The organism is Micromonospora sp. NPDC005298 (assembly GCF_040607375.1).
Lineage (GTDB): Bacteria > Actinomycetota > Actinomycetes > Mycobacteriales > Micromonosporaceae > Micromonospora.
This window is the reverse complement of record NZ_JBEXGP010000001.1, coordinates 574595-591890: the sequence shown is the minus strand read 5'-3', so window position 1 is coordinate 591890 and position 17296 is coordinate 574595. Positions and strand designations below refer to the sequence as shown.

Sequence of the window (17296 nt, the reverse complement as noted above, 5' to 3'; positions counted from 1 at the left end):
GGCCTTACCTCCGTCGTGGATCCGTAGTCCGCCGGCGGGGGCGGCCGGAAAGAGGTCGATCACGCCAACCACCCCGCCTGCACCGCCAGGAACGCCGCCATCACCAGCAGCGCACCGGCCAGGATCGAGGTGGCGTAGGAGCGGACGAAGCCGGTCTGCATCCGCCGGAGCCGGCCCGATCCACCGCCGACCGCGGCGGCGAGCCCGTTGACCAGCCCGTCGATGCCCCGGTTGTCGAGGAAGACCAGCGCCCGGGTGAGGAAGATGCCCGGCTTCTCGAACACCGCTTCGTTCACCGCGTCGGTGTAGAGGTTGCGCCGGGCGGCGGTGACCAGCACACCTGCCGGCTGCGGCGCGGTGGCCGTCCCGGCCCGGAACAGGAACCAGGCCAGCCCGGCGCCGAGCACAGTGACCAGCAGCGACAGCGTGGTGATCACGGCGTGCGAGAGGACCGCCTCGTGCTCGGCGTGCTCGCCGCCGAGTCCGCCGGTCGCCGTCAGCCAGTCCGGAACGGACGTGGAGAGCAGGAAACCGGCGCCGACCGAGCCGACCGCCAGCAGGATGAGCGGAATCGTCATCAGCTTCGGCGACTCGTGCGGGTGCTCGATGTCCTCGGTCCACCGCTTCGGGCCGTGGAACGTGAGCACGAACAGCCGGGTCATGTAGAACGCGGTCAGCCCGGCGCCGAGCAGCGCCGCGCCGCCGAAGAGCCAGGCGGTCCAGTCGTCCCGCTCGAAGGCGGCCACGATGATCGGCTCCTTGGAGAAGAAGCCGGAGAACGGGAACATGCCGATGATGGCCAGCCAGCCCATCATGAAGGTCAACCAGGTGACCTTCATGTACTTCGACAGCCCCCCGAAGCGGCGGATGTCGACCTGGTCCTTCATGCCGTGCATGACCGAACCGGCGCCCAGGAACATGTTGGCCTTGAAGAAACCGTGCGCGAGCAGGTGCACGATCGCCAGCGCGTACGCCCCGCCGCCCAGGCCGACGCCGAGGAACATGTAGCCGATCTGGCTCACCGTCGACCAGGCGAGCACCCGCTTGATGTCGTCCTTGGCCGCGCCGATGATGCAGCCCATCAGCAGGGTGAGCGCGCCGACGCTGACGACCACGAGCTGGAGCGTCGAGTTCGCGGAGAAGATCGGGTTGGAGCGTGCGATCAGGTAGACGCCCGCCGTGACCATGGTCGCGGCGTGGATGAGCGCCGACACCGGGGTCGGGCCCTCCATGGCGTCCGGCAGCCACGCCTGGAGCGGGAACTGGCCGGACTTGCCGGCCGCGCCGAGCAGCAGCAGCAGGCCGAGCACCAGCACCGTGGTGGCGGTCAAGGCGCCGACGCCGTTGAATACCTCGTCGTACTGGGTGGTGCCGAGCGTGGCGAACATGATGAAGATGCCGACGGCCAGACCGGCGTCGCCGACTCGGTTCATCAGGAACGCCTTCTTGCCGGCGGTGGCCGCGCTCGGCCTCCCGTACCAGAAGGAGATCAGCAGGTACGACGCCAGACCGACGCCCTCCCAGCCGAAGTACAACATCACGTAGTTGTTGCCGAGCACCAGCAGCAGCATGGCCGCGACGAACAGGTTGAAGTACGCGAAGAACCGGCGGCGGCCACTGTCGTGCGCCATGTACTCCACCGCGTACAGGTGGATCAGGAAACCCACCCCGGTGATCAGCAGCACGAAGACCGCGGCGAGCGGGTCGAACAGCAGACCGAAGTCGACGCGGAGGTCACCGACCGCGATGAAGTCCCAGAGGCTCAGCTCGACCGACTTGTTCTCCAGGCCACGCAGCTGGAAGAAGAAGGCCAGGCCGAGCACGAAAGCGGCACCGATGGCGGCGACGCCCAACCAGTGCCCCCAGCGGTCGGCCCGACGGCCGAGCAGCAGCAGGATGGCCGCGCTGACCAGCGGGATCGCCACCAGCAGCCAAACGCTGCCGAGCAAGCCCGTGGCACCGGCGTACTGCACAGTCTCTTCCACTTGCTTGCCCCTTAGTACTTGAGCAGGTTGGCGTCGTCGACGCTCGCCGAGCGTCGAGTCCGGAAGATCGACATGATGATCGCGAGCCCGACCACGACCTCGGCCGCCGCCACCACCATCACGAAGAACGCCATGATCTGACCGTTGAGGTCACCGTTGATCCGGCTGAAGGTGACAAGCGTCAGATTGGCCGCGTTGAGCATCAGCTCCACGCACATGAAGAGCACGATCGCGTTGCGCCGGACGAGCACCCCGGCGGCGCCGATGGTGAACAGCACCGCGGCCAACACCAGGTAGTAGTCGGGTGTCATGACTGGGCTCGCCTTTCGTTCGCGACTGCGGGGCTCCGCTTCGCTGCACTCCTCGCGCTCACTGGTCCGTCCCCTTCAGGGTGGTCTCCTGCGCGGTCAGCTCACGCACCGGCAGGATGTCCGGCGTGCTGCGCTCGGTGAGCCGGCCGTCCGGCAGCCGCGCCGGGGTGGCCACCGAGGACGAGGTCGCGAAGACGCCGGGGCCCGGCTTCGGGCCGGGGTAGTTGCCCGGTGCGAAGCGGGCCTTCATCGTCGACGGCTGGTCGATCTTGTCCTGCTTGCGCCGCTCGACGTGCGCGAGCACCATCGCGCCCACCGCGGCGGTGATGAGCAGCGCCGAGGTCAGCTCGAACGCGAAGACGTACTTGGTGAAGAGCAGCCGTGCGATGCCCTGCACGTTGCCCTCCGCGTTGGCCTGCTCCAGGCCGACGGCGGTGGTGCCCTCCAGCGCCCGGTAGAGCGCCCCGCCGACCAGGCCGGCGAAGCCCAGCCCGAGCACGATCGCGGCGACCCGCTGGCCGCGCAGCGTCTCGATCAGCGAGTCCGTGGAGTCGCGGCCGACAAGCATCAGCACGAACAGGAAGAGCATCATGATCGCGCCGGTGTAGACGATGATCTGCACCATGCCGATGAACGGCCCGGCCTGGAGTACGTAGAACACGCCCAGGCAGAGCATGGTGAGCACCAGCCAGAGCGCGGAGTGCACCGCGTTGCGGGCGGCCACCATCCCGATCGCGCCGATCAGGGCGAGCGGCGCGAGGATCCAGAAGGTGACCTCCTCGCCGCCGGACACCCCGCCCGCCGCGGCCAGCACCGTTGACGTGGTCATGCTCCCTCTCCCTTGCCGGCCGCCGCGCGCTGGGCGGCCTGCTCGGCACCCGGGAACGTCACACCGGGGTGCTCCTCGACCTGGTAGCGGCCGGGGCCCATCGGGGACGTCTCGGCACCGGCGGAGGTGCCCGGGTTGTCGAGCGCGCCGACGTAGTAGTCCTTCTCGCTGTCGCCCAGGCGCATCGGGTGCGGCGGCTGCTCCATGCCCTCGAGCAGCGGAGCGAGCAGCTGCTCCTTCGTGAAGATCAGGTCCTGCCGGTTGTCCCGGGCCAGCTCGTACTCGTTGCTCATGGTCAGCGAACGGGTCGGGCAGGCCTCGATGCAGAGCCCGCAGAAGATGCACCGCGCGTAGTTGATCTGGTAGGTGCTGGCGTACCGCTCACCAGGCGAGAAGCGCTGCTCGTCGGTGTTGTCGCCACCCTCGACGTAGATCGCGTCCGCCGGGCAGGCCCACGCGCACAGCTCGCAGCCGATGCACTTCTCCAGGCCGTCCGGGTGCCGGTTGAGGATGTGCCGCCCGTGGTAGCGCGGCGCCGACACCGGCGGCTTGAACGGATAGTCGGTGGTGACGACCTTCCTGAACATGTGCGAGAAGGTGACACCGAATCCCTTGAACGTTCCGGTGATCGCGCCCACGTCACACCTCCCTGGAGTCCGAGCCGGCGACGATGTTGGCCGGCTCCCGCTCGGCGACCACGCGCGTGATACGCGGGCTCGGTGGTACCTGTAGATCCATCGGTGGCAGCGGGAAGCTCCCGTACGGCCGGTTGTCCACCTGTTCCTGCGTGGTCGGCTTCGGCTGCGGCCGGCGGTTGGGCCAGAACAGGGTGGCGATCAGCAGCACGCCGGCCGGGATGCCGACCGCGATGAGCTTGCCGCGCGAGTCCCAGTCCTCGATGGAGCGCAGGCCAGACAGGACCAGGATCCACACCAGGTTGATCGGCAGCAGCACCTTCCAGCCGAAGCGCATGAACTGGTCGTAGCGCAGCCGCGGCAGCGTGCCGCGCAGCCACACGAAGACGAAGACCAGCGCGATCACCTTGCCGAAGAACCACAGCATCGGCCACCAACCGGAGTTGGCGCCCTCCCACAGGGTGATCGGCCAGGGTGCCCGCCAACCGCCGAGGAACAGCGTGGTGGTGACCGCGGACATGGTCACCATCGCGACGTACTCGCTGAGCATGAAGAGCGCGAACTTCAGCGAGCTGTACTCGGTCATGAAGCCGGCGACCAGCTCGGACTCGGCCTCGGGCAGGTCGAACGGCGCCCGGTTGGTCTCGCCCACGGTGGCGATGAAGAAGATGATGAAGCTGGGCAGCAGCAGGATCGCGTACCAGCCCGGCGCCGGGATCTCGGTGCCGAAGATGCTGAGCTGGGTGGCGTCACCCTGGGCGGCGACGATCCCGCTGGTGCTCATCGTGCCGGCGGTCATGAAGACCGCCACGATGCTCAGCCCCATCGCGACCTCGTAGGAGATCATCTGGGCGCTCGACCGCAGACCGCCGAGGAGCGGGTACGTCGAGCCGGAGGCCCAGCCGCCGAGCACGATGCCGTAGACGCCCATCGAGGAGCAGGCCAGCAGCAGCAGTACCGCCACCGGCACGTCGGTGACCTGCAACGGCGTGTGGTGACCGGCGATGCTCACCATCGGGCCGAACGGCACCACCGACAGCGCGGTGACCGCGCAGATCACCGAGATGGTCGGGGCGAAGAAGTAGACGACCTTGTCGGCCGCCTTCGGCAGGATGTCCTCCTTGAAGGCCATCTTCAGGCCGTCGGCGAGGGTCTGCAGCAGGCCGAACGGGCCGACCTGGTTGGGGCCGGGCCGCACCTGCATGTAGCCCACCACGCGCCGCTCGAACCAGACACCGAGCAGGGTGGCCAGCAGACCGAACGCGAACGCGAACACGATCTTGCCGAGGACCAGCCACCACGGATCCCGGCCGAAGTCGGCAAGCGTCGGGTCCTGGGCCAGGATTGACGGACTCACTGGGCACCCCCGGTGTTGAGGAGCGGACCCGGCAGACCGGTCTCGTCGGCCGCCACCCGCCCGGCCGGTACGGCCGCGCTCGGTGCGGGGACGGAGATCCGGACGACCGCGCCGGACGTCGCCCCGAGGCTGCGTCGCACGGTCGAACCGGGAGAGTTGGTCGGCAACCAGACCACGCCGTCCGGCATTTCGGTGAGCTCGGCCGGCAGGGTGAGCGCGCCCCGGTCGGTACCGACCGTGACCGCGTCGCCGTCGACCACACCGAGCGCCTCGGCGGTGCCCTTGCCCAGGCGGACGACGGGCGGCCGGGCGGTGCCGGCGAGGTGCTCGTCGCCGTCGGTCAGGGTGCCCAGGTCGACGAGCTGGTGCCAGGTGGCCAGCACGGCCTCCCCGGCGCCCGGGTGCGGCACCGCGCCCGGCGACACCGACGGTGCCGCCGGCCGGGACGTACGGGTGGCCGGCAGCGAGCCCAGCTCCCGACGCACACTCGGCACGTCGGCGGTGCCGAGCCGCACGTCGAGCAGCGCGGCCAGCGCGTCGAGCACCCGACCGTCGGTCATCGCGGCCGTGTTCAGCACCGCTTCGAACGGACGCAGCCGGCCTTCCCAGTCCAGGAAGCTGCCGGCCTTCTCGACCACCGGCGCGACCGGCAGGACCACGTTCGCCCGCCGGGTCACCGCGCTGGCGCGCAGCTCCAGGCTGACCAGGAACGGCACGGCGTCCAGGGCGGCCTCGGCGAGTCGCGGGTCGGCCAGGTCGGCCGGGTCGACACCGCCCACCACCAGGGCGCCGAGCTGGCCGTTGGCAGCGGCCGCCAGGATCTGGTCGGTGTCCCGCCCGGCCTGGCTCGGGATCACCCCGGCCGGGATGTCCCACGCCTCGCCCAGCTCGGCACGCGCGGCCGGCTCGGTGACCAGCCGGCCACCGGGCAGCAGGTTGGGCAGGCAGCCCGCGTCGACCGCGCCGCGGTCACCCGCGCGTCGCGGCACCCAGGCCAGCTTCGCCCCGGTACGCCGGGCCACGTTCGCGGCGGCCGAGAGCCCACCGGGGACGCTCGCCAGCCGCTCGCCGACGATCAGGATCGCGCCCGGCGCGCTCAGCGCCTCGGCGACCGTGGCGTGCTCGGCGAGCACGCTGGCCTCCTCGCCCGGCACCACCCGGGCCAGCTTGGCACCGAGCTTCTCCAGGCCGCGGGTGGCGAACGGCGCCAGCGCGTACACCGTCAGGGTCTTCTTCAGGTACGCCTTGCGCAGTCGCAGGAAGAGGATGGGGCACTCCTCCTCCGGCTCCAGGCCGACCAGCACCACGGCCGGCGCGTTCTCCACGTCGGTGTACGTCACGTCGGTGACGCCGGCGACCGAGCTGGCCAGGAAGTCGGCCTCCTCGCGGGAGACCGGCCGGGCCCGGAAGTCGATGTCGTTGGTGTTCAACGCGACCCGGGCGAACTTCGCGTACGCGTAGGCGTCCTCGACGGTCAACCGACCGCCGGTGAGCACCGCCGTGCCCTGCCCGCCCTCGCGGGCCGCGTGCAGCCCTTCGGCGGCCACGGTGAGCGCCTCACTCCAGGACGCCTCCCGCAGCTCACCGGTGCGCTCGTCGCGGACCAGCGGGTTGGTCAGCCGGTCGTTGGCGCGGGTGTACTGGAAGCCCCAGCGGCCCTTGTCGCAGTTCCACTCCTCGTTGACCTGCGGCTCGTCGCCGGCCAGCCGGCGCAGCACCTTGCCGCGCCGCCAGTCGGTGCGCTGCCCGCAGCCGGCCGAGCAGTGCTCGCAGACGCTCGGGCTGGACACCAGGTCGAACGGGCGGGCCCGGAAGCGGTACTGGGCACCTGTCAGCGCGCCCACCGGGCAGATCTGCACGGTGTTGCCGGAGAAGTAGGAGTTGAACGGCACGTCACCGGCGTCGCCCTCCTCGCCGTACGCGTCGTCCCGGTAGATGTTGATCTCCTCGGCGGACGACCGGCCCATCAGGTCGATGAACTTGTCGCCGGCGATCTCCTCGGAGAACCGGGTGCACCGCTGGCAGAGCACGCACCGCTCGCGGTCCAGCAGCACCTGGCTGCTGATCGCCATCGGCTTCTCGTACTCCCGCTTGTGCTCGTGAAAGCGCGAGTCGGTGCGGCCGGTGGACATCGCCTGGTTCTGCAGCGGGCACTCGCCGCCCTTGTCGCACATCGGGCAGTCCAGCGGGTGGTTGAGCAGCAGCAGCTCCATCACCCCCTCCTGCGCCTTCTTGGCGACGTCGGAGGTGAGCTGCGTCCGGACGACCATGCCGTCGGCGACGGTCTGGGTGCAGGAGGCGACCGGCTTGCGCTGCCCCTCCACCTCGACCAGGCACTGGCGGCACGCGCCGGCCGGAGCCAGCAGCGGGTGGTCGCAGAACCGGGGGATCTCGGTGCCCATCTGCTCGGCGACCCGGATCAGCAGGGTCCCCTTGGGGGCGGTGACCTCGACGCCGTCGATGGTGAGGGTGACGGTCTCGGTCTGCTTGGCTACGTCGGTCATTAGTGGGCTCCCACCAGCTGCTTGTCCGACAGCTTCGGCGCGGTACGTCCCTCGATGTAGTCGAGGTAGTCCTGCTTGAAGTACTTCAGCGACGAGGTCACCGAGCTGGTCGCGCCGTCACCGAGGCCGCAGAACGAACGGCCGAGGATGTTGTCGCAGGTGTCCAGAAGGGTGTCCAGGTCCTCGTGGGTGCCCTGACCGGCGAGGATCCGCCGGTAGACCCGGACCATCCAGTAGTTGCCCTCGCGGCACGGGGTGCACTTGCCGCACGACTCGTGGTGGTAGAACTCCAGCCACCGGTACGTCGCGTACACCGGGCAGTCCTGGTCGGAGAAGATCTGGGTGGCCGTGGTGCCCAGGATCGAGCCGGCCGCCGCCACCCCCTCGAAGTCCAGTGGCACGTCCAGGTGCTCGGCGGCGAGCAGCGGCGTCGACGAGCCGCCGGGCGTCCAGAACCGCAGGTTGTGACCGGGCTGCATCCCGCCGGCCAGCTCCAGCAGCTCGCGCAGCGTGACACCCATCGAGCACTCGTACTGGCCGGGGTTGACGACCCGGCCGGACAGCGAGTAGATCATCGGCCCGGAGGACTTCTCGGTGCCCATGCTCTTCCACCAGTCGGCGCCACCGAGCACGATCGGCGGCACGCTGGCGATGGTGCCGACGTTGTTCACCACCGTCGGGCTCGCGTACAGGCCGTGGGTGGCCGGGAACGGCGGGCGCAGCCGGGGCTGCCCCCGGAAACCCTCGAGCGAGTCCAGCAGCGCCGTCTCCTCGCCGCAGATGTACGCCCCGGCACCGGAGTGCACCACCAGCTCCAGGTCGTAGCCGCTGCGCAGGATGTTCCGACCGAGGTAACCCTTGTCGTACGCCTCCTGCACCGCGTTGCGCAGCCGCCGCGCGGCGTGCACCGCCTCACCCCGGATGTAGATGTAGGCGCGGCTGGCCCGGATCGCGTACGAGGCGATGATGACGCCCTCGACGAGCGCGTGCGGGTCGTGGGTCATCAGCGGCAGGTCCTTGCAGGTGCCCGGCTCGCCCTCGTCGGCGTTGACCACCAGGTAGTGCGGCTTGCCGTCGCCCTGCGGGATGAAGCCCCACTTGAGTCCGGTGGGGAACCCCGCGCCGCCACGGCCGCGCAGCCCCGAGTCCTTGATCAGCTGGATCAGGTCGTCCGGGTGTGCCTTGAGCGCCTTGCGCAGCGCGGCGTAGCCGTCGAGCTGCTCGTAGGTGCCGATCTGCCAGGCGTCAGGTGACAGCCAGCGCTTGGTCAGCACCGGCGTCAGCTTGGCCAACGTCTCCGGGCGGGGAGTGGTCACTTCTGGGCCCCCGTTTCGTTCGCGTCCGCCGGTCCGGCGCCGTCGGCGTCCGTGCCAGCCTTCGCTTCGGTGAGGTTGCGCTCCTGCGCCCCGGCCTCGTCGCCGGCGGGCTTGCCGTCGCCGGCCGGCGCGTTGGACGCCACGCCGGCGGCCTCGGCCGACCGCGCGTCGCCAGCCTCGGGCGCGGTGCCGCTGCCGTCCGCCGGGACCTTCGTGCCCGGGGCGTCCGGCACCGCGGTGCCCGCGTCCGGCTGCCGGGTCTCGGCGGTACGCACCTGCGGCGACTTGTCGTCCGGCGCCTTGACGTCGGGTGCGGTGCTGCCGGTGGCGGCCTCCGCCTTCGCCGGCTCGGCGACCCCGGTCGGGGCGGACGCCCCGTCGCCACCCTTGACCGGCGCCGCGCTGGCCTCGGCGGGCGCCGGCTTGGCGGCCTCCGCCTTCGCCTTCGCCTCGGCGGCGGCCTTGTCGGCCTCGGCCTTGCTGCGGATCGGGGTGTTCGGGTCGAAGCCCGGCACCGAGACGCCGTGCTGCTGGGCCAGCCGCAGCCCGCGCAGGGTGGGCTCGCCCGGCCCGCCGTCGGCGACCGCGCCGTCGCGCTCGTCGGCGAAACCGGCGAGCTGCACCGCCATCTCCTTGAGCGTGCAGAGCCGCGCGCCACGGGTCGGCATCGGCCGCCCGCCGGCCCGCAGCTCGTCGACCACTCCGACCGCCGTCGACGGGTCGACCCCGTCGAAGAAGTCGTAGTTGACGGTCATCACCGGGCCGTAGTCGCACGCCGCCAGGCACTCGGCGTGCTCCAGCGTGATCGTGCCGTCCGCGGTCGTCTCGTCGTGCCCGACGCCCAGGTGCTCGGAGAGCGTGTCGTAGACCTCCTGGCCACCGAGCACGTTGCACATCGTGTTGGTGCAGACGCTGACCAGGAAGTCGCCGGTCGGCTTGCGCTTGTACATCGTGTAGAAGGTGGCCACCGCGCCGACCTGGGCCTTGTTCAGCCCGAGCACCTCGGCGCAGAACGCCACGCCGGCCGGGGAGACGTACCCCTCCTCGGCCTGGACCAGGTGCAGCAGCGGCAGCAGCGCCGAGCGGGACCGGTCCGCCGGGTAGCGGGCGATGATCTCGCGCGCCCGCTCCCGCGTCTCGTCAGTGAAAACAACGCTCATCGGTCACAACCACCCATCACGGGGTCCAGCGAGGCGCCACCGGCGATCACGTCGGCGATCAGGCCACCCTCGGCCATCGCCGGGAGGGCCTGGAGATTGACGAAGCTCGGCTCCCGGTAGTGCACCCGGTACGGCCGCGTGCCGCCGTCGGAGACCGCGTGCACGCCCAACTCGCCGCGCGGCGACTCGATGCCGACGTACACCTGGCCGGGCGGCACCCGGAAGCCCTCGGTGACGAGCTTGAAGTGGTGGATCAGCGACTCCATCGACTGACCCATGATCTTCGCGACGTGCTCCAGCGAGTTGCCCATGCCGTCCACGCCGATGGCCAGCTGCGCCGGCCACGCGATCTTGCGGTCGGCGACCATCACCGGGCCCGGCTTCAACCGGTCCAGTGCCTGCTCGACCAGCTTCATCGACTCGCGGATCTCGGCCAGGCGCACCTGGTACCGGCCCCACACGTCACCGTCGGGGTGGGTCGGCACGTCGAACTCGTACGTCTCGTAGCCGCAGTACGGCATGGTCTTGCGCAGGTCCCACGCGAGGCCGGCGGAGCGCAGCACCGGGCCGGTGACGCCGAGCGCCACGCAGCCGGTCACGTCCAGCACCGCCACGTTCTTCGTACGCTCCAGCCAGATCGGCTGGCCGGAGAGCAGGTCCTCGTACTCCTTGAGCTTCTTCGGCATCATCTTGAGGAAGTCGCGGATCTTGACGATCGCCTCGTCCGGCACGTCCTGCGCCACACCGCCCGGCCGGACGTACGCGTGGTTCATCCGCAGGCCGGTGATGGTCTCGAAGATGTCGAGGATGTACTCCCGCTCCCGGAAGCCGTACAGCATGATCGAGATCGCGCCCAGCTCCATGCCGGTGGTGGCCAGCCAGACCAGGTGCGACGAGATCCGGTTGAGCTCCATCATCAGCACCCGGATGGTGGTGGCCCGCTCGGTGATGTCGTCGGTGATCCCGAGCAGCTTCTCGACCGCGAGCGCGTACGCCGTCTCGTTGAAGATCGGCGCGAGGTAGTCCATCCGGGTCACGAACGTCGAACCCTGCACCCAGTTGCGGTACTCGAGGTTCTTCTCGATGCCGGTGTGCAGGTAGCCGACGACGGAACGGGCCTCGCGGACCGTCTCGCCCTCCAGCTCCAGGATCAGCCGCAGCACGCCGTGCGTGGACGGGTGCTGCGGGCCCATGTTGACGACGATGCGCTCGTCGTTGATCGGGTCGGTGCCCGAGACGATCGTGTCCCAGTCACCGCCGGTGACGGTGAAGACGCGACCCTCGGTGGTCTCGCGCTCGGTCGCGTAGTTCGACGTGGTCACTGGTAGGACCTCCTACGGTCCGGCGGTGGGATTTCCGCGCCCTTGTACTCGACGGGAACGCCGCCGAGCGGGTAGTCCTTGCGCTGCGGGTGGCCCTCCCAGTCGTCCGGCATGAGGATCCGGGTCAGGTTGGGGTGGCCGTCGAAGACGATGCCGAACATGTCGTACGCCTCGCGCTCCTGCCAGTCGGCGGTCGGGTAGACCGCCGTCACGCTCGGCAGGTGCGGGGCCTCGACGGAGACCGCGGCCTCCAGCCGAACCCGCCGCCGGTAGGTCATCGAGGTGAGCTGGTAGACGACGTGCAGCCGGCGTTCGTCGGCGCCGAGGTAGTCCACACCGGACACCGAGGAGCACAGCTCGAAGCGCAGCGCCATGTCGTCGCGCATCACCTGACAGACCTCGGCAATCCGCTCGGGGCGTACGTGCAGGGTCAGCTCGCCCCGGTCGACCACGACCTTCTCGATCGCGTCGCCGAAGGCCGGGTACGCCTCCTCCAGCGCGTCGCGCACCTCGTCGAAGTAGCCGCCGTACGGGCGGGCGGCCTCCTCGATGGGCTGGCGCTGGCGGACCAGGCCGCCGTAGCCGGACACGTCACCGGAGCCTTGGTTGCCGAACATCCCCCGGCCGGCCGGGCTGGCCGGGGGCAACTCGGCGGGGGCGCCACTGGAGGCGCCGGCCGGCACCACCGGCAGCGGCACGCCGCCGTCGTTGTTCCTGTCGTTGGGTGCGGTCACTTCGGGCCCCTGTGCGCGTGGAGGTGGTTCTGGGCGTTCATCCAGTTCTCGATCCGCAACTGCTCCTCGCGCCCCTCGCGGACCGCCCTGGTCCACTCGGCACGCCGGGCCTTGTCGTTGCGGTACGAGGACGGCATGGAGCCGTAGGGGACGACCGGGACGTCGCCGCGCTCCTGCCGGGCCGCCAGCATCTTGCGGCCGTTCGGGCCGAGCGGCTCGTACATGATCTTCTCGCGGAGCTTGAGGATCGCGTCGATGAGCATCTCGGGCCGGGGCGGGCAGCCGGGCAGGTACATGTCGACCGGCACCACGTGGTCGACGCCCTGCACGATCGCGTAGTTGTTGAACATGCCGCCGCTGCTGGCGCAGACGCCCATCGAGAGCACCCAGCGGGGCTCGGCCATCTGGTCGTAGATCTGCCGCAGCACCGGCGCCATCTTCTGGCTCACCCGACCGGCGACGATCATCAGGTCGGCCTGCCGGGGCGAGGCCCGGAAGACCTCCATGCCCCAGCGGCCCATGTCGTAGTGCGGACCACCGGCGGCCATCATCTCGATGGCGCAGCAGGCCAGGCCGAAGGTGGCGCCCCACACGGACGACTTCCGGGACCAGTTGACCAGCTTCTCCACCGAGGTGAGCAGGACGCCGGCAGGAAGCTTCTCCTCGATGCCCATCTGACGTTCCTTCCTCAGTCCCAGTCCAGGCCGCCGCGACGCCACACGTAGGCGTACGCGACGAAGACCGCGACGATGAACAGGACCATCTCCACGAAGCCGAAGATCGGCAGGGCGTCGAACGAGACCGCCCAGGGGTAGAGGAAGATGATCTCGATGTCGAAGACGATGAAGAGCATCGCCGTCAGGTAGAACTTGATCGGGAACCGCCCGCCGCCGACCGGCTGGGGGCTGGGCTCGATGCCGCACTCGTAAGCCTCGAGTTTGGCCTTGTTGTAACGACGTGGACCGGCGAAGCGGGCGGCGCCAACGGAGAACAGCGAGAACGCCGCGGCGAGGGCGAACAGCCCGATGATCGGTGCGTAAGGCGAGAGCGACATCGTTTTCTCCTGCTCGTCCTTCCCTGCCCTCGGTGCTTGACGAAAATCACACTATTCACGTCCCTCGCGGTGGCTGCCGGCGGGGGTCGATCTTTGTCGGCGTCGGGGCTGTGACCAGCACCGATGCCGTCCTACTTACACAGCTGGCGCGGCTTTCGTCATCGCGTTGATGACCCGGTCCATCGCGTCCCCGCCACGCGGGTCGGTCAGATTGGCCAACAGCTTGAGCACGAAACGCATCAGCGTCGGGTGGGGCATGCCGTGTTTGGTGGCGATCCGCATGATCTCCGGACGGCCGATGAGCTTCACGAAAATGCCGCCGAGTCGGTAGTAGCCGCCGAGGCGGGCCTTCAGCTCGTTCGGGTACGCCATCAGCGCCCGCTCGCGCTCCGGCCCGGCCGGCCGCGCGAGCGCCTGCACGGCGACCTCCGCCGCCAGTTCGCCGGACTCCATCGCGTACGCGATGCCCTCGCCGTTGAACGGGTTGACCATGCCGCCGGAGTCACCGACGAGCATGACCCCGCGGGTGTAGTGCGGCACCCGGTTGAAGCCCATCGGCAGGGCGGCGCCGAGGATCGGGCCGTCGGCGTTCGTCTCGTCGGTCATCCCCCAGTCGGCGGGGGTGTTGGCGAGCCAGTCGGTGAGCAGCCGGCGGTAGTTGGTCTTACCGAACGCGGAGGACGAGTTGAGCACGCCGAGGCCGACGTTCACCCGCCCGTCACCGAGACCGAAGATCCAGCCGTACCCGGGCAGCAGGTTGTCGCCGCTGTCCTTGCTGCGCAGCTCCAGCCACGATTCCAGGTAGTTGTCGTCGTGCTTGACCGGCGAGCGGTAGTAGCGGCGGACGGCCACGCCGATCGGCCGGTCCTCCCGCTTGGCCAACCCGAGCGCGAGCGGGAACCGACCGGAGACCCCGTCGGCCGCCACGACGAGCGGCGCGTGGAAGGTCGTCGGCTCCTTGCCGGGACCCACCTCCGCCTCGACACCGGTGACCCGGCCGTCGCCGTCGAGCACCGGGCCCAGGACGTTGACGTTGGTGCGCAGCTTCGCGCCTGCGGCCACCGCACGCTGGGCGAGCAGGTCGTCGAAGTCCAGTCGGGTCCGCACCAGCCCGTAGTTGGGGAAGCTCGCCAGCTCCGGCCAGTCGAGTTCCAGGCGTACGCCGCCACCGATGACCCGCAGGCCCCTGTTGTGCAGCCAGCCGGCCTCGGGTGAGGTGTCCACACCCATCCGGACGAGCTGGCGCACGGCGCGCGGGGTCAACCCGTCGCCACAGACCTTCTCCCGGGGGAACTCGGTCTTCTCCAACAGCAGCACCCGGACTCCGTGCCGGGCCAGGTGGTACGCCGTCGCCGATCCACCGGGACCGGCGCCCACGACGATGACGTCGGCGTCATGTTCCACCGCGGTCATTCGCGCCTCCTCCCGCACGCTCGTGAAATGCTTCACAAGCCAGACGGGACGAGTGTATGACCGGCGTCATACCAGCGCAGGATCAGGGGTACCTAACTCGCCGATGTGACAGTCGAGGACCGTCCACAGCGGTCGGGTGTCAGGCCGGACTGGGCGCGTCCAGACCCGCGTCGACGCGGATGGTCTCCGGCAGGTGCTCGCGCAGCGCGCCTCCGGCCGCGCGGTCCAGCGCCGCCAGCACCTCGGCGACCACCTGCCGGACCTCCGTCGGGTCGGCGCCGGCCAGCGCGCGGAGCTGCGCGATGAGTTCGGCCGCGTCGTCGTCGGTGGCGGCCACCGGGTCCGCCCGGTCTGCTCCGGTCATGCGAACGAGCGTACGGGGCAAAGTGGACTAAAGCCGGATATTCACGAATTGTCTGCGCCGGATGGCGGACCTACTCGCGGACTCCCCGGTGCAGGGCGACCACGCCGCCGGTCAGGTTGCGCCACGCCACCCGACCCCAACCCGCCGCGGCGACCCGCCCGGCGAGGGCGGCCTGGTCCGGCCAGGCCCGGATCGACTCGGCCAGGTAGACGTACGCATCCGGGTTGCTGGAGACCGTCCGGGCCACCGCCGGCAGGGACCGCATCAGGTACGACAGGTACACCGTCCGGAAGGCCAGGTTGACCGGGGTGCTGAACTCGCACACCACCAGCCGCCCACCGGGGCGGGTCACCCGGGCCAGCTCGCGCAGGGCCGCGTCGGTGTCGTTGACGTTGCGCAACGCGAACGAGATGGTCACCGCGTCGAAGCTCGCGTCCGCGAACGGCAGCCGGAGCGCGTCACCGGCCAGCAACGGCACCTGCGGTCGGGACCGCTTGCCCGCGTACAGCATGCCCAGCGACAGGTCCGCACCCACCGCGTACGCCCCGGACTGCGCCAGCTCCAGCGTCGAGACACCGGTGCCCGCGCCGACGTCCAGCACCCGCTCGCCCGGTCGCAACCCGAGCGCCGCCCGGGTGGACCGACGCCAGGAACGGTCCTGGCCGAAGGAGAGCACGGTGTTGGTCAGGTCGTAACGCTCCGCCACGCCGTCGAACATCGCGGCGACCTCGTGCGGCTGCTTGTCCAGGCTGGCTCGCTGGCCCTGCGGGGTACGGCTCACCCCTCCACTCTGCCAGCCACGCCCCGGCGGTCGACCGCTGGGTCCGCGTACCCCCGGGTGTGGGAACCGGCACGGCCCGGCCGGGGACGCGAAAGGGCGGGGTGGTCGCCCACCCCGCCCTCGCGTCGCTGCTACGTCAGTCGGTCGACTTCTCGTCGCCCGGGGTGACCAGGACGACCTTGCGGCGACGGGAGAGCACCAGCAGCGCCCCACCCACGAGCAGGATCAGACCGCCGATGCCACCGATCAGGCCGGCCTGCACACCGGTCACCGGCAGTCCTCCGCCCGCACCGCCGCCGGCACCCGGCGAGGTGGTCGCTCCCGGCGTGGGCGTGCCGGTCGGGGTGGGCGTCACGGTGGGCGTGGGCGTCGGGGTCGGCTGCGCGCTCAGGTCGACGAAGACGTCGAACTGCGCGGTGTTGTCCCCCTCGTCGACCTCGGTGAACGTCCGGCGCTGTGCGCTGGTGGCCACCCGCGGCTGCTCCTCGGGAGTGCCCTCGGCGGCGTCCAGACCCTCGGCCCAGAGGAAGCCGGGTCGGAGCACCTTCTCGGTCACGTCGGCGCCGATCTTCACACGTACGTCGGCGGTGTAGAACTGGCCCGGCTTCAGCACCACGCCGCTGTCCTCGCAGTACGCGTTCGCGAGGCCGCCGAGCGTCACCTCGACGCAGCCCTCCGGCAGCTCGGCGAAGGTGACGCCGGCCGGCAGGCTGAGCCCGTACGCCAGGCCGGTCGCCTTACGACTGCCGTCGTTGTAGACAGCCCAGTCCAGCGGCGCGGTCTCACCGCGCCGGACCGGCTTGAGGCCGGTCTCGGCCGCCTTGTCGCCGTCCACGGTCACGTCCGCGTAGACGTCCTGCACCCAGGAGGTCAGGTCGTACCCCCGCTCGACGACTGTGATGTCGTGCCTGACGGTGACCGCCTTGCCGGTCGCCGACCTGACGGTGACGACCATCGTGCCGGCGTCACCGCGACCATTCGTGGAGAACACCGGGATGCCGAAGTCCTCGGTGGTGCCGGCGGCCAGGTCGCCGAGCAGGCAGTCGATGGTCGTGCCGGAGAGTTCGCAGCCGTCCGGGACGAGCACGCCGACCTTGCGGGGCTTGAGGCCCTTCGTCTCGACGGTGACCCGGACATCCTTGGCGTCGACCGTGCTCCGGGTGTTGTCGACCTGGAACTTGAACGGCTTGGCCTTGGCGGCCTTGACACCCTTGGCCACCTGGTAGCTCAGCGGGTGGAGCAGCAGGTCGGCCTGGTCGGCGGCGTGCGCCGGGGCGGCGACGGTGGCCAGGCCACCGGCCGCCAGCAGGGCCACGACGCCGGCACGAGCCAGCGCCGAGCGGTGGAACGTGGTCATCAGTCCCCCGGGGGATAGGGAAATCAGTGGTTGCGGAACCGGGGGGACGTTATCGGAGGTCGATGTCCCACGCCAGCGGCGCGGCCACTTTCAGCCGTCCGGTCCGGACCGGGGAGACGGTACGGGCGGGATGGTGACCCATCCCGCCCGTACCGCCGTGCGTTATGTGGACGA

At 70.3% G+C, this 17296-nt stretch carries 16 protein-coding genes; all 16 read right to left on the bottom strand.

Annotation, left to right across the window (positions count from 1 at the left end):
• Positions 1-59 precede the first annotated feature (59 nt).
• The 16 genes from nuoL to ABZS77_RS02840 all read right to left on the bottom strand — a co-directional run bounded on the left by nuoL (position 60) and on the right by ABZS77_RS02840 (position 17122).
• The gene (nuoL, locus tag ABZS77_RS02915) at positions 60-1985 is read right to left on the bottom strand and encodes an NADH-quinone oxidoreductase subunit L (RefSeq protein ID WP_354816148.1); all 1926 of its coding nucleotides are present in this window, start codon (positions 1983-1985) and stop codon (positions 60-62) included.
• 11 nt (positions 1986-1996) lie between these two features.
• Positions 1997-2296 carry an NADH-quinone oxidoreductase subunit NuoK gene (nuoK, locus tag ABZS77_RS02910; RefSeq protein ID WP_030486270.1) on the bottom strand — a complete coding sequence of 100 codons (300 nt, stop codon included), beginning with the start codon at positions 2294-2296 and terminating at the stop codon, positions 1997-1999.
• A gap of 58 nt (positions 2297-2354) precedes the next feature.
• Positions 2355-3125: an NADH-quinone oxidoreductase subunit J gene (locus ABZS77_RS02905; RefSeq protein ID WP_354816145.1), complete on the bottom strand. Its 771-nt coding sequence runs from the start codon at positions 3123-3125 to the stop codon at positions 2355-2357.
• Positions 3122-3763 carry an NADH-quinone oxidoreductase subunit NuoI gene (gene nuoI, locus ABZS77_RS02900; RefSeq protein WP_007454597.1) on the bottom strand — a complete coding sequence of 214 codons (642 nt, stop codon included), beginning with the start codon at positions 3761-3763 and terminating at the stop codon, positions 3122-3124. The genes ABZS77_RS02905 and nuoI overlap by 4 nt, the downstream gene beginning before the upstream one ends.
• Before the next feature lies 1 nt (position 3764).
• A complete protein-coding gene (gene nuoH / locus ABZS77_RS02895; protein WP_354816142.1) occupies positions 3765-5117 on the bottom strand; it encodes an NADH-quinone oxidoreductase subunit NuoH in 1353 nt (450 codons plus the stop codon).
• Complete coding sequence (locus ABZS77_RS02890) at positions 5114-7621, bottom strand: NADH-quinone oxidoreductase subunit G (RefSeq protein WP_354816139.1); 2508 nt, start codon at positions 7619-7621, stop codon at positions 5114-5116. The genes nuoH and ABZS77_RS02890 overlap by 4 nt, the downstream gene beginning before the upstream one ends.
• Positions 7621-8937, bottom strand: coding sequence for an NADH-quinone oxidoreductase subunit NuoF (gene nuoF / locus ABZS77_RS02885; RefSeq protein ID WP_354816136.1), 1317 nt, complete (start codon positions 8935-8937; stop codon positions 7621-7623). The genes ABZS77_RS02890 and nuoF overlap by 1 nt, the downstream gene beginning before the upstream one ends.
• Complete coding sequence (gene nuoE / locus ABZS77_RS02880) at positions 8934-10097, bottom strand: NADH-quinone oxidoreductase subunit NuoE (protein ID WP_354816133.1); 1164 nt, start codon at positions 10095-10097, stop codon at positions 8934-8936. The genes nuoF and nuoE overlap by 4 nt, the downstream gene beginning before the upstream one ends.
• Positions 10094-11419, bottom strand: coding sequence for an NADH-quinone oxidoreductase subunit D (locus ABZS77_RS02875; protein WP_354816130.1), 1326 nt, complete (start codon positions 11417-11419; stop codon positions 10094-10096). Before ABZS77_RS02875 ends, nuoE begins: the two co-directional genes overlap by 4 nt.
• The gene (locus tag ABZS77_RS02870) at positions 11416-12153 is read right to left on the bottom strand and encodes an NADH-quinone oxidoreductase subunit C (RefSeq protein ID WP_354816127.1); all 738 of its coding nucleotides are present in this window, start codon (positions 12151-12153) and stop codon (positions 11416-11418) included. Before ABZS77_RS02870 ends, ABZS77_RS02875 begins: the two co-directional genes overlap by 4 nt.
• Positions 12150-12827 (bottom strand): NADH-quinone oxidoreductase subunit B, encoded by a 678-nt coding sequence (locus ABZS77_RS02865; protein WP_074316038.1) that lies wholly within the window; start codon positions 12825-12827, stop codon positions 12150-12152. The genes ABZS77_RS02870 and ABZS77_RS02865 overlap by 4 nt, the downstream gene beginning before the upstream one ends.
• Positions 12828-12841: 14 nt before the next feature.
• Positions 12842-13207 (bottom strand): NADH-quinone oxidoreductase subunit A, encoded by a 366-nt coding sequence (locus tag ABZS77_RS02860; RefSeq protein WP_007454588.1) that lies wholly within the window; start codon positions 13205-13207, stop codon positions 12842-12844.
• Between the two features lie 135 nt (positions 13208-13342).
• Positions 13343-14620, bottom strand: coding sequence for a geranylgeranyl reductase family protein (locus ABZS77_RS02855; protein ID WP_354816124.1), 1278 nt, complete (start codon positions 14618-14620; stop codon positions 13343-13345).
• Between the two features lie 139 nt (positions 14621-14759).
• Positions 14760-14984: a hypothetical protein gene (locus tag ABZS77_RS02850; protein ID WP_354816121.1), complete on the bottom strand. Its 225-nt coding sequence runs from the start codon at positions 14982-14984 to the stop codon at positions 14760-14762.
• Positions 14985-15054: 70 nt separating this feature from the next.
• Positions 15055-15765 carry a demethylmenaquinone methyltransferase gene (locus ABZS77_RS02845; protein ID WP_354816118.1) on the bottom strand — a complete coding sequence of 237 codons (711 nt, stop codon included), beginning with the start codon at positions 15763-15765 and terminating at the stop codon, positions 15055-15057.
• Positions 15766-15901: 136 nt separating this feature from the next.
• Complete coding sequence (locus ABZS77_RS02840; protein WP_354816115.1) at positions 15902-17122, bottom strand: LPXTG cell wall anchor domain-containing protein; 1221 nt, start codon at positions 17120-17122, stop codon at positions 15902-15904.
• Positions 17123-17296: the final 174 nt, after the last annotated feature.